Source organism: Blautia schinkii, assembly GCF_013304825.1.
GTDB classification, from domain to species: Bacteria; Bacillota; Clostridia; order Lachnospirales; family Lachnospiraceae; genus Blautia_A; species Blautia_A schinkii_B.
The window spans coordinates 39,456-53,168 of record NZ_JAAWUO010000010.1 but is presented as its reverse complement, the minus strand read 5'-3'; the positions used below and the strand labels follow the sequence as shown (position 1 = coordinate 53,168).

9 protein-coding genes are annotated in these 13,713 nt (G+C 44.4%); 6 read left to right on the top strand and 3 right to left on the bottom strand.

The genetic code is table 11. From position 1 onward, the window contains the following. Position 1: 1 nt before the first annotated feature. The 6 genes from HFM85_RS08975 (at position 2) to HFM85_RS08950 (ending at position 10,041) form a co-directional block, all read left to right on the top strand. Entirely contained in the window at positions 2–2,455 is a 2,454-nt protein-coding gene (locus HFM85_RS08975; RefSeq protein WP_173737893.1) for a cysteine peptidase family C39 domain-containing protein, read from the top strand. Positions 2,456–2,593: 138 nt separating this feature from the next. Then, the gene (galT, locus tag HFM85_RS08970; protein ID WP_173737892.1) at positions 2,594–4,084 is read left to right on the top strand and encodes a UDP-glucose--hexose-1-phosphate uridylyltransferase; all 1,491 of its coding nucleotides are present in this window, start codon (positions 2,594–2,596) and stop codon (positions 4,082–4,084) included. A gap of 105 nt (positions 4,085–4,189) precedes the next feature. After that, entirely contained in the window at positions 4,190–5,671 is a 1,482-nt protein-coding gene (locus HFM85_RS08965) for an InlB B-repeat-containing protein (RefSeq protein ID WP_173737891.1), read from the top strand. Positions 5,672–5,870: 199 nt separating this feature from the next. Continuing rightward, on the top strand, positions 5,871–7,262 hold the full coding sequence (asnS, locus tag HFM85_RS08960; RefSeq protein ID WP_173737890.1) for an asparagine--tRNA ligase: 1,392 nt from the start codon (positions 5,871–5,873) through the stop codon (positions 7,260–7,262). 106 nt (positions 7,263–7,368) lie between these two features. Further along, the gene (locus tag HFM85_RS08955) at positions 7,369–8,430 is read left to right on the top strand and encodes a metallophosphoesterase family protein (protein WP_173737889.1); all 1,062 of its coding nucleotides are present in this window, start codon (positions 7,369–7,371) and stop codon (positions 8,428–8,430) included. 57 nt (positions 8,431–8,487) lie between these two features. Next, positions 8,488–10,041, top strand: a complete 1,554-nt coding sequence (locus tag HFM85_RS08950) for an ATP-binding protein (protein WP_173737888.1) — start codon at positions 8,488–8,490, stop codon at positions 10,039–10,041. A 109-nt stretch (positions 10,042–10,150) separates the two neighbouring features. On the opposite strand, the gene HFM85_RS08945 is transcribed toward HFM85_RS08950, so the two are convergent. Genes HFM85_RS08945 through HFM85_RS08935 form a run of 3 tightly spaced genes read right to left on the bottom strand, consistent with a single transcriptional unit; the run spans position 10,151 to position 13,474 of the window. Next, positions 10,151–11,335 carry a ribose-phosphate pyrophosphokinase gene (locus HFM85_RS08945; RefSeq protein WP_173737887.1) on the bottom strand — a complete coding sequence of 395 codons (1,185 nt, stop codon included), beginning with the start codon at positions 11,333–11,335 and terminating at the stop codon, positions 10,151–10,153. Between the two features lies 1 nt (position 11,336). Next, positions 11,337–12,323, bottom strand: coding sequence for an ATP-binding protein (locus HFM85_RS08940; protein WP_173737886.1), 987 nt, complete (start codon positions 12,321–12,323; stop codon positions 11,337–11,339). A gap of 23 nt (positions 12,324–12,346) precedes the next feature. Further along, on the bottom strand, positions 12,347–13,474 hold the full coding sequence (locus HFM85_RS08935; RefSeq protein WP_173737885.1) for a DnaD domain protein: 1,128 nt from the start codon (positions 13,472–13,474) through the stop codon (positions 12,347–12,349). Positions 13,475–13,713 lie beyond the last annotated feature (239 nt).

Here is a 13,713-nt window from a genome sequence, read left to right as displayed (position 1 = left end):
CATGAAGAAGATCATATGCAAAGGAGCAGTATTACTGGTGCTTTTCGTAGTGGTTGTGGCTGGAAGTTCTCTTCTTATGAATAGCCAGTCTACAGATAACCGCTCGGATATGAACGATGCTACGCTTCCGGAAGTCATGGTAAAAATTGGAAGTACCCAGGCAAATAAGATGTATGGCTATAAACAGGCTATGCAGACAGACTTTATGCGAGGCAGTATTACACCGCTGGATACGACCAAGAAGCTGACTTTTGAGATTAATCCTTATGCGGATTCTGTGACAGGACTTGCTTATGAGGTACGTACTTCTGACGGCAGCAAAGTCATGGAGAACCGTAAGATCAAGAATCTTACAAAGGAAGAGAATGGTTATCTGAGTGCAGAGATCGAGATTGGAAGTGACCTGAGAATGAACCAGGAATATTCCATGCAGATCACTTTGGATACCAGCGAAGGTGAGGTTTATTACTATACAAGAGTTGTTTCCAGAACTCAGCTGAATACAGAATCTTATCTGCAGTTTGTAAAAACGTTCTCTGCCAATTGTCTGGATAAAGAGAAGGCCGATAAACTGACAGGTTATCTGGAGGCAGAAGATACCTCCGGTGGAACCAATTTCAATAATATTACTATTAATTCCGGACTTTCCAATATCAGCTGGGGTTCACTTGCTCCGAAGCTCTATATGGAAGGTGTGCCGCTGATTGATGATATTAATGAGACAACTGCCAGTATTACACTGAACTATCAGGTTTCGGCAGAGGATGATGAGGGAGAAACAGAAATCTATGATGTTACGGAATTCTATCGTATGCGTTACACAGAAACCAGGATCATGCTGCTTGATTTCAAGCGTTCCGCTACGAAAGTTTTCGATCCGTCACAGACAGTTGTTTCAGATGCGGGACTTCTTCTTGGAGTCAGGGACAAAAATGTAACCTATTCTGCGAACAGTGATGGAACGATCGTAGTTTTTGAGCAGGATGGAGATCTGTGGTCCTATGCGCCGGCCGGTGGTAAGATCACCAGAATTTTCAGTTTCCGTAAAGAAGAAAACAACGATTCCAGATATGTGCGTAATGAACATGACATCAAGATCATTCGAGTGGCAGATAATGGAGATGTGGATTTTGTGTTATATGGATACATGAACAGAGGAATCCATGAAGGATACAGCGGTGTCTGTGTTTACCATTATAACAGTGACCGGAATGTGGTTGAGGAGAAGGTTTTCATACCAAGCACAGAATCCTACGAATTTCTGAAGGAAGATCTTGGAACTCTTACTTATGTAAATAAAGATAATCAGCTGTTCTTGCTTTTCGCGCAGAAGCTGTATCAGGTAAATATAGAGGAAGGAACTTCTGAGATTCTTGAGGAAGGTATCAAGCAGAACTGTTTTGTGGTTTCTGACACGAAAGCTCATGCAGCATGGCTTATAACATCAGGTGATGATGAAGGAAAGATCAGAGAGATTGAGTTCGATTCCCTGAAGACAAGGGATATTGCCCCTGAAAGCGGACAGAAGCTCCGTGCACTTGGATTCATGAACGAAGATTTTATTTATGGAATTGTTGCAGATGGAGATATCCTCACAGATGAGAATGGTCATGAGAAAGAGGGAATCAGTACTTTCCGTATTGAAAGTTTTGAAGGAAAACTGAAAAAAGAATACCATCAGGACGGGCTTTACATTACAAATGTAACGGTTGGTACAACAATGATGGAATTCGAACTTTCTGCAAAATCCGGAAATACTTATACAGCCCAGAAGAAAGACAATATCATGAACAATAAGAAGGTATCCGGAAGTCAGATAGATGTGGCTTTGATTACAACAAACCGGGCAGGAACGCTGATTCGTCTCACGATAGGCCAAAAGCCGGAAACAGATGATCCACTTCTTGTTTATTCCAAGATCGAGAGTATGGAGGATGTCTCTGTAACGTTGGATACAACGGTTCCGCAGGGTGAACTTTATTATGTTTATGCTTATGGATCTCTGGATTGTATCTATACAGATCCGGCAGCAGCTGTGAAACGTGCTGACGATCAGACCGGTGTTGTACTTAACCGTGCACAGCAGTATGTCTGGGAGAGGGGAAATAAGAAAACGAAGATCCAGCTTAATATAGAAGATGTACCGGAGATCATCCGCACAGCGAACTGGAAGAAACAGGAACTTCAGGATGGACTTGGCGATGCGGGAACTGTAATTGATCTTACAGGCTGCAGCCTTGATAATGTTCTTTACGAGGTAAGCGCGCAGCGTCCGGTAATTGCAAAAACAGGGGATAATTCAAGTGTTGTGATCGTAGGCTATGATGAATACAACACATATCTTTATGATCCGTCAACAGGGCAGACAAGCCCATATGGAATGAATGACAGCACGGCATTGTTTGAGAGTGCAGGAAATGTATTTTTGACCTATATAGAAAACGTTACAGAGTAACGGGGATCCTGTGATCCGGGTATGGATAATGGGATGAAGCAAAGACAGCGAAACGGAATTATCCGTTTAGCATAAAAGGCGGACAGGCTGAATACCTGTCTGCCGAAGCAAAAGCGCGACAGGAAAGGGGAAAATGCAATGTTAAGTGAAAGTATCAAAAAACTGGTGCAGTATGGAGTAGAAAGAGGAATCACACCGGAGTGTGAGAGAATCTATACGACGAATCTTCTTCTGGATGTTTTTGGTGAAAGTGAGTATACAGAACCGGAAACAGAGTATGCTAAAATTGACTTGGAAGAAGTATTGAATGAGCTTCTGGATGAAGCTGTAAAGAGGGGAATTATAGAGGACAGTGTTGTATACAGAGATCTTTTTGATACAAAACTTATGAATTGTCTGATGCCCCGTCCGGCACAGGTTCAGAAAGAGTTCTGGGATGCTTATAAGGAAGACCCGGAGAAGGCTACCGATTATTTTTATAAGCTGAGCCAGGACAGTAACTATATCAGACGCTACCGCGTTAAAAAAGACCAGAAGTGGACAGTTGACAGTGAGTATGGTAAGATTGACATCACCATCAACCTTTCCAAACCGGAGAAAGACCCGAAGGCGATTGCTGCTGCTAAGCTTGTAAAATCCAGCAGTTATCCGAAATGCCTGCTTTGTCCGGAGAATGAAGGTTATGCAGGAAGAGTCAATCATCCGGCGAGAGAGAACCACAGGATCATTCCGATCACTGTTAATGACAGTCCGTGGGGATTCCAGTATTCACCGTATGTTTACTATAATGAGCATTGTATTGTGTTCAACAGCCAGCATACACCAATGAAAATCGAGAGAAATACATTTGTGAAACTGTTTGATTTCGTAAAACTGTTTCCACATTATTTCCTGGGCTCCAATGCAGACCTTCCGATCGTAGGCGGATCAATCTTAAGCCATGATCATTTCCAGGGTGGTCATTATACATTTGCCATGGCCAAGGCTGAGATTGAGAAACATGTGACGATTCCGGGATATGAAGATGTAGAAGCCGGTATTGTGAAATGGCCTCTTTCTGTTCTGCGTATCCGCAGCAAAGATGAGAAGAGACTGATCGATCTGGCAACGCATGTACTGGCGAACTGGAGAAGCTACACAGATGAGGCAGCATTTATTTTTGCAGAGACAGACGGAGAGCCGCATAATACAATTACGCCGATCGCACGTAAAGTCGGAGATACTTTTGAGCTGGATCTGACATTGCGTAATAACATTACAACAGAAGAGAACCCGCTGGGTGTTTATCATCCACATGCATGCTATCACCATATTAAGAAAGAGAACATCGGACTTATCGAGGTTATGGGTCTGGCTGTTCTTCCGGCACGTCTGAAAGAGGAGCTGGAGCTTCTGGAAGAGTACATCTTAAGTGGCAGAGATGTCGCTTCCAATGAAAAAATCGAGAAGCATGCGGCATGGGTTGCAGAATTTCTGCCGAAATATGAGAAACTTGACAAAAATAATATCCAGGAAGTTCTCCGCAGGGAAGTTGGAAACGTATTTGTTCATGTTCTGGAGGATGCCGGCGTTTATAAATGTACACCAGAGGGCAGGGATGCATTTATGAGATTTATCAACACTCTGTAAGGCTTCAGAGGCAGACCGGTAATCTGATATCTCCGGCTGTGGCAGCCGGAAAGAGAATTTCCTGTATGAAACATGACAGATGTATATTTCAGGAGGAGCATTTATATGAAGAAAACAGAAAGAACCGGAAAAGCCTTTCGTATAAAATGGCTTTTGCTGGCGGTTGTTGCAATGGCACTGATCTTTATGCCGGCAGCTTCACAGAAGGTATCTGCAAGCAAGCTTGTATATACAGTGAAGTTCAATAACAACTCTGGCACCAGTACAAGCAAGACGTATACGTCACTGACAAGAAATGTTACGCTGAATACCAGGATCAAGCTTCCGGCAGTTCCGAAAGCTGTAGGCTATCAGAGTCTTGGATGGACCACGACCAAGGGAAGCAGCAAGGTGGTATATAAAGCCGGAGCCAGAGTGAAAGTCAAAAAAGATATGAAACTCTATGCTGTCCGGAGAAAGAGTAAATATTATACAGTAAGCTTTTATCTTGGAAATGGAAGCAGCAATGCTGCATATAAGAAGCTTCAGAAAAAAGTAGAAGAAGGTACGTACTATACATTGCCGTCAGTTCCAACAAGAACAGGTTATGTAAACCTTGGATGGTCCACCAGTGTAAACGGTAAGACATCTACAGCGAAGAAGGCCGGGACCAAGATCAAGATTGCCGGAAATATCAAGTATTATGCAGTACAGATGCAGTCGGTAAGTGTGAAGCTCTGTAAGGCAAACGGAACAGTATGGAAGACAGTTACTCTTGGAAAGGGCGGTTATCTGAAACTTCCTTCAGCATCTAACAGTACAGGATATACGTTTATGGGATGGGCCAAAACCAAACGGAGCGGATCTTCGGCAGCACCGGATTATGAAGCAGGAGAGCTTTTGAAGATCAGCAAGACTACTACGCTGTACGCAACAGTGTTTAATCGTGCCACTGAGAAGGATATCAGTTCAGAAACAATGGCGCGTCCGGCGATCAACATGAAGTACAGCAAGGTGATTTTTGTCGGAGATTCCCGTACAGTGGGAATGAATGCAACGCTGAACAAACAGATGAGCAGTTCTGTTACCAGCGGAGTTTCATTTATTGCCAGCGCAGGACAGGGATTAAGCTGGTTCAAGAGTGAGGGATATTCACAGCTTCTGAAAGAAATCAATAAGACGGAAGGTACACTTCCGATTGCGGTCGTCTTTAACCTGGGTGTGAATGATATGGCTAATGTAAGCAATTATGTAAGCTATATGACAGATATTGCATCAACGCTGAAGAGCAAAAACTGCAAGCTTTTCTATATGTCAGTGAATCCTCTGAACAGTACCATGATCGCAAAGGCAGGAAAAGGTGCCCGCACAGAGGCACAGGTGCGGGAATTTAACAGCAAGATCCATTCCGGTCTTTCTTTAAATTACAAATACATTGATACTTACAATGTGCTGATGAAAACAGGGTATGGAACCAATGCTTCCTATGTTGGTACAGACAGAGATTCAGATGACGGACTTCATTATACAACCAGGACCTACAAGAGAATCTACTATTACAGTGTGATATATCTCAATACGGGAAGTATCAACCAGATTTACTATTAAAAGAACAAAAGATTCCGCATGTCGGCACATTTTCCGGCATGCGGGATTTTTTATATCACAGGAATTATACCAGGGCAGCTAATTCCTTCCAATTACTCCTTGCGCGAACCATAAGAATAGTCTATACTTAATTCGATACGGACATTTATATGTCCGAAGGGACGGGAAATCCTGAATTATGAGGAATGAGGTATAGATTATGAAACTGACAACAGTTAAAGAGATTTACAGAAACCGTGAACAGTATCTTGATAAAGAGATCACAGTAGGCGGCTGGGTGCGCAGCGTTCGTGATTCCAAGGCATTTGGTTTTATCGTGCTTCATGATGGAAGTTTTTTTGAAACTCTTCAGATCGTATATCATGATAACATGGAGAATTTTGCAGAGGTTTCCAAATTAAATGTAGGTGCAGCCATTATCGTTAAAGGAACACTGGTAGCAACACCGCAGGCGAAACAGCCATTTGAGATTCAGGCATCAGAAGTATTTGTAGAGGGAGGTTCTGCTCCGGATTATCCGCTTCAGAAGAAACGCCACAGTCTTGAATATTTAAGAACTATGACACATTTAAGACCGAGAACAAACACTTTCCAGGCAGTATTCCGTGTACGTTCTCTCTGTGCATATGCGATTCATAAATTCTTCCAGGAGAGAGATTTTGTCTATGTGCATACACCACTGATCACAGGAAGTGACTGTGAGGGCGCAGGAGAAATGTTCCAGGTAACAACACTGGATCCTAAGAACATACCGATGACAGAGGATGGAAAAGTAGATTATTCTCAGGACTTCTTCGGAAAAGAGACTAATCTTACAGTAAGCGGTCAGCTCAACGGTGAGACATTTGCACAGGCATTCCGCAATATCTACACATTCGGACCAACTTTCCGTGCAGAGAACTCCAATACAACACGACATGCAGCTGAGTTCTGGATGATCGAGCCGGAGTGTGCATTTGCAGATATTCAGGATGCTATGGAGCTTGCAGAAGCTATGCTGAAATATGTGATCCGTTACGTTCTTGAGAATGCACCGGAGGAGATAAATTTCTTCAATTCCTTCGTAGACAAGGGACTTCTTGACAGACTGAACCATGTGCTGAACTCTGAGTTTGCACATGTAACATACACAGAGGCTGTTGAAATCCTTGAGAAAAACAACGATAAATTTGATTACAAGGTATTCTGGGGTTGCGACCTTCAGACAGAGCATGAGCGTTATCTGACAGAGCAGATCTATAAGAGACCTGTATTTGTTACTGATTATCCGAAAGAGATCAAGGCCTTCTATATGAAACTCAACGAAGATGGTAAGACTGTAGCAGCTATGGACTGTCTTGTACCGGGAATCGGAGAGATCATCGGAGGAAGCCAGAGAGAGGATGACTACGGTAAACTGAAAGCACGTATGGACGAGCTTGGACTGAAACCGGAAGATTACGATTTCTATCTGGATCTTCGTAAATACGGTTCTACCCGTCATTCAGGATTCGGACTTGGATTTGAGAGATGCGTAATGTATCTTACAGGAATGGGCAACATCCGTGACGTGATCCCGTTCCCGAGAACTGTAAAGAACTGCGATCTTTAATCTGCTCTGATATCAGCAGCATGAACATTTTGTGCTGTAAGCGGCAGAGCTGAAGAACAGGTTCTGTAACACTGATTTTGAGTAATACACAACAAGGGAGAACATTATGAGATTTATTCATCTTGCAGACGTGCACCTGGGAGCTGTTCCTGACAGGGGATGCCCATGGAGCAAAGAGCGGGAGGAAGAAATCTGGAATACTTTCCGCCGGGTTATTGCGGGCATCCGCCAAGACCCGGTGGATTTGCTATTTATATCCGGAGATCTGTTCCACCGCCAGCCGCTAATGAGAGAACTTAAAGAAGTAAATTATCTGTTTTCCACCATCCCGGATACAAGGGTATATCTTATGGCCGGAAACCATGATTTTATCAGCAGGGATTCTTTTTATAATACATTTGAATGGAATCCCAACGTCACATTCTTTAAGAACAGAGAGCTTACTTACGTTAAAGATTCGAAACTGGATGTTTATGTATACGGACTCAGCTATTATGACAGGGAAATAAAAGAGGGGCTTTATGACAAAGCATCTCCGATCCAGGAGGAAGGCATTCACATTCTTCTTGCACACGGCGGGGATGAGAAGCATATACCGCTCAGTGCTGCATCTCTGGCAGCAGCAGGATTTGATTACATAGCACTTGGACACATTCATAAACCACAGATCCTCATCAGGGATCAGGCCGCTTTTTCAGGGGCACTGGAACCGATAGACAGAAATGATACAGGTGATCATGGATACATGGAAGGAAGGCTTATAAATGGCAGAATCCGTACGGAATTTGTGCCTTTTGCATGCCGTTCCTATCAGCAGCTGATACTGACACTTCACGAGGAAACCACGCAGATATCGCTGGAAGAAGCTGTGAAATCGCATATATTTCGCAGAGGCGGAAGAAATATCTACCGTATTATCCTTCAGGGAATGCGGTCACCGGATCTTCTGCTGATCCCGGAAAAACTGAAAAATCTGGGAAACATCACAGATGTGATCGATGAATCCTGGCCAGCCTATGATCTTTCGGAGCTTTACAAACGTTACAGCGGTACGCTGATCGGTGATTATATCGGTTATTTTCTCTCAAAGGGAGAATTGGATACTGTAGAAAAAAAAGCTCTGTATTACGGCTTGCAGGCTCTTCTGGAGACTGGAAGCAGGAGATGACAGGGAAAGGCGGAAGACAGGATAACGGTTGCTGTTCACAGGAGGATTGCTGAAAAAATGGTCATCAGACGTTTGAAAATAAAAAATTTCGGTAAAATACGGGATAAGGATGTGGTACTTTCTCCGGGACTGAACGTGCTCTATGGAGAGAATGAAAGCGGTAAAACAACGACACATACATTTATCCGTTCCATGCTTTACGGAGTGCGCAGGCTCCGCGGCAAAGCGGCGCAGAACGATACATATACGAAATATGAGCCCTGGGAGAATCCGGTTGAGTATGGTGGAATCATGTGGTTTACATCCGGCGGAAAGAATTATCGTCTTACCAGAAATTTTTATAAAGAAAAAAAATTCGGAGAACTTCTCTGTGAGGATGACGGAAGCCTTGTGGATGCAGAACAGGGGGCTTTGGAGGCCATTCTCGGAAATGTAAGTGAAGCTGTTTATGACAATACGGTTTCAGTAGCACAGCTTAAGAGTGTTACAGGCCGTGATCTTGTGCGGGAGCTGCAGAATTATATGGCCAGCTATCAGGGAGCAGGAGACAGTTCCATTGATATGGGCAGAGCTATGCAGATGCTTAAGATGTCAAGAAAAGGTTATATGACAGAATCTGCCCGCAGAAAGAAAGAACTGGAAAAAGAGCGGGAAAAGATTTCTTCCAATATGGATTATATCCGAAAAGAGATCCGGGAACTGGATGAGAAGCGGAATAAAGTAACGCAGCAGCAGGATGGAATGAATATGGGAACCCGGGACAGAAGTGCTGAAGATCTGCTGGATCTGCGTATTGACAGGGTAAAAAAGAGACGGGAAGCGACAGATGCTGTACTTGCTGTGGCAGTAATTGGAGGAATTGCAGGTACTGGCTGTCTGGCGGCTTTTTCCAGCTATGTGATCTTAAGTGTCCTGGCCGGCGTTGCAGCTGCGGCAGTCAGCGTTGCGGCGTTGTTTTTCCGTACAAGGCTTAGCCGTGAGCTGAACAAGCGTGAGCGGCAGAGAGAACGCTGGCTTTCCAGACATGATGAACTTACCTGGAGCAGAAACAATCTGAATCAGGATTATGAGGAGAAATATACGGCTCTTTCCAATCTTCAGGCTGAGCTTGCTGAGTGTGAGGAGAATACCGAAGTAATGACGCCGGAGGAAACGGAGATACAGGCACTTAATATGGCGATGGAAACCATAGAGGCTCTTTCCGGAAATATCACGGATCAGGTCGGGGACAGGCTGAAGCACCGTACTTCGCAGATCCTAAGTGAGATCACCGGCGGCAAATATAAAGAAGTGATCATGGACGAGGAGCTTCATATTTTTGTTAATACAGGAGAACGGACAGTTCCGGCCGGAAGACTGAGCAGAGGAACTCTGGAGCAGATATATTTTGCACTGCGTATGGCAGCAGGAGAGCTTTTTTGCAGGGAAGAAGCTTTTCCGGTGATCCTGGATGATGTGTTTGGAATGTATGATGAAGAACGTCTGGCCTCTGTGCTTCGATGGCTTGATAAAGAAAACAGACAGGTGATCATAAGCACCTGCCATAAAAGAGAGATGGAGATCCTGGATAAAGAGGGAATTTCATATCAGAAAATATTGCTGCAGGTATGATCAGTGCGTTAAAATGCCCCGGTTTTCAGCGAGTGCGGATTACGAATATCCGTCCGAACAGAGAACCGGGGTATTTTTGTTATAGCTTTATTGTATTTCAGGTGGAAAATTATTTCTCATACTGGCTCATGTAGTTGTTTACACAGCGTTTGATTCTGTCTACCGGGTTGAGAAGGTGGCTGATAGATGTATCATGATTCAGTGTATCAATGATCAGCGCAATATACTTGCTCATGTCACAGCTGATGTAATACGGTTTCTCAAGAAGCTCCGGTGACTGGTAAACCAGGTTGGTTGTGAGGAGCTTGTCAAAGTAACCTTTCTTATGAGCTTCATCGAATTTCTCAAGTCCGTCTGTGAAGAATCCGAAAGTGGAGCAAATGTAAACTTTGCCGGCACCTTTCTCTTTAAGGAGAGAAGCAATTTTAATGATGGTATCGCCAGAAGAGATCATATCATCGATGAGGATCATGTCTTTGCCCTCAAGCTTCGGTCCAAGGAACTCATATGCAGCGATCGGATGGCGGCCGTTTACATATCTTGAGTAGTCGAGACGCTTGTAATACATACCCATATCAACACCAAGTACGTTGGCAAGATAGATGGCACGGCTCATGCTTCCCTCATCCGGGCTGATGGTCATGAAATGATCTTTGTCAATATGAAGCCCCTCTTCGTTGTTAAGAAGAGCTTTGATAAACTGATAGGATGGCTGTACAGTTTCGAATCCGTGGAGCGGAGTAGCGTTCTGTACACGGGAATCATGTGCATCGAAAGTGATGATGTTCTCAACTCCCATATCGATCAGTTCATGAAGTGCATTGGCACAGTCAAGAGACTCTCTTCCGACACGTTTGTCCTGGCGGCTCTCATAAAGATATGGCATGATTACGTTAACTCTGCGGGCTTTTCCGCCGATGGCAGCAATGACACGCTTCATATCCTGGAAGTGATCATCCGGAGACATGAGGTTGGTGTAAGGTCCGATCGGATAGGACAGGCTATAGTTAGTCACATCTACCATAACATAGATATCGTCACCGCGGACGGATTCGTTGATGGTACACTTGGCTTCACCGGAACCGAAACGAGGATTCTTGGCTTCAATAATGTAGGAATCGCGTTTGTATCCCTCGAATGCGAAAGAATCCATTCCCGGATACTGTCTCTCGACACGCCATTTAACCAGCCAGTCATTCACCTTACTGCCTAATGTGCTGCAGCTCTGAAGGGGAATCAGTCCAAGTCTTCCTACCGGAAGTGTGGAAAAATCTTTTGTAGTTACCAGTGCCATTTTAATTTCCTCCTAAAAAAATTTTCTGTATACGGATGTCTTTCCCGATCAGTGAGATCATCTGATAGTTGCTTGCGATTCGGGAAAAAGTTCTCTCGGAATAGGTATCCGAGAAATTTTTGAGCGTCAGATTCGTGGAAATGATCGTAGATTTCCTGCGCATGATACGCTCATTGAGACAGAGAAAAAGCTGCGAGGACACAAAGCTGTTGGTAAGCTCCGTTCCAAGGTCATCAATGATAAGAAGGTCGCAGTCATAGATCAGTTCTTCATCCGTGCCTGTATCTTTTCTGGAAAAAGAATTCGCAGCCATCATATCAAAGAGGTCATAGGCTGAAAAATACAGGACGCAGTGGGTGGATCTGAGAAGCTCCCGCGCGATGCAGTGTGAGAGAAAGGTTTTTCCCACGCCGGTATCGCCATACAAAAACAGATTTTCGAATTTGTGATCGAAGTCCTGCACAAAACGCTGTGCAGTGTCGTAGGCCCGTCTGGCTGTATCCAGGGCAGACAGTCCCGTGGCTTCGTTTTTTATTGTAGCAGAATAATAGTCAAATGAAAAGCTGTCAAAATTCTCTTTTTCAAGAATTTCGTTAAGATTAGACTGCGCATAAAGCAGTTCAATCTCAGCTTTCCTGAAACAGGTGCATTTTTTGCTGCCAATATAGCCGGTATCCTGGCAGAGCGGGCAGGTGTAGGGCATCTCCAGATAATCCCCGGGAAAACCGTTGGCAACGAGAAGAGTGATCCTTTCATCGGAAAGCTCCTGGATGGCTGCTTTCAGATCAGAAGTTCCCTTTTCCCTGCCGCTTAAAAGCCGCCGTACTTTGTCAGCACTTAAAGTAGCGACCTCGTCGTCAATCTCCTTAAGACGGGGAATCTTCGCATAAGCCCGGGAAGTGTGCTCCTCCAGGATACGGTGGTTCTGGGCCTGACGGCGGCTGTATTCTCTCATTATAGTATCATACTGAAAATTCTGTAAAGGCATAAAAAGCTCCTTATTGATAAAGCTTACTGATTATTTAAAAGACGTTTCTCATACTCTGCGAAATCATAGTCTCTCTGATGGAAATTATTGAAACGGTTATTCGCCTGCGGCTGTTTAGCCGGTTGTTTCCGATGGGAAACGGATTTCTCAAGCTGACGTTTCTTATGCTCTGCATCCAGTAGCCGGATATCTTCCAGAGTATGTACGTTTTTCTTTTTCCAACCGGACAGGATCTTATCTGCGTACTGGAAGCTTGGCTGCCCTGTTGTGAGGACTGTCCGGCTGCAGGCTTCCTGGATCAGCTCCAGATCAAAGCCGTAAGTCTTGCGCCAGGTATCAATGTAAGAAATCTCGTTCTCCACAGGATTCCGTCCGCTGATGCCCATTGCTTTCAGGATCGTGTAATAATCCCTGGAAAAACGGGAGCTTGCCTCGCGGGCCATTTCCACAGTTGTGACTCCGTCACTGAACCAGGCAAGGGCAACCGTTTCAATGTATCGTATACTCTTGCGTCCTCTGGAGACACAGTATTCCACAAGATATTCGATAAGATCCGCTGACATTTTAAGTTCATCATAAAAGTAAAGGATTTTCTGTATTTCCGTAGGTGTCAGCGTCTTGCAGAGATATTGCTCGGTGATGTAGAGAAGCTGACTGACCTCCTCGTTCTGTTTGAGCTCTTTTACCCGGTCAGGAGTGAGACGGCTGGTTGCATTCGCATTCGTCTGCGCGGAGGTAGCAGAACCGGAGGCAGCAGAAACAGAATCTGTTCCGACAGCAGAAGCAAATGCAGAAGCTGTTCCGCCGGAAAATGCTCCCTCACTGGAAACACTGCTCTCAAGCTGCCCGGCATCACCAGGTTCCAGAAGGGTGATGCCGGACAGCTGCTGGTCTGCTGTGTAAGTCAGGGAGATCAGCTTCTCGGCTTCCCAGTATTTCAGTGCGCGGGAAATGTCTCTGTCTGTACAGAGAAGACGATCTGCCATATCCTCCAGATTAAAAGAAGAAGGAGCTGCAGATACCACCCGGAGAAGGTAGATATATACCTTCACAAATTCTCCGTTGGCACGAGGCATGAAGTTGTCAATAAAACGGTTGGAAAGAACCGTAACCTCCGTTTCGGAGGAATTTTTAAGAGAAATCAGGCTCATGATCTGCGCTCACCTTTCTTTTTAATATATTGACAGCGATTTGGAATCTATAGCACTCCCGGCAGCTGTCACGTAAATTACAGCGGACATAAAAAGTCCGCCATGCTAATGAGGATTATAGCACAACCACTTTTAAATGAGAATAGTTTATTTTCACAGGAGCTATCCACCAATCCACATGTGGAAAATGTGGATAGTGTGGATAATTTTGAGGATAACATTATTGGAAACTTGAATAA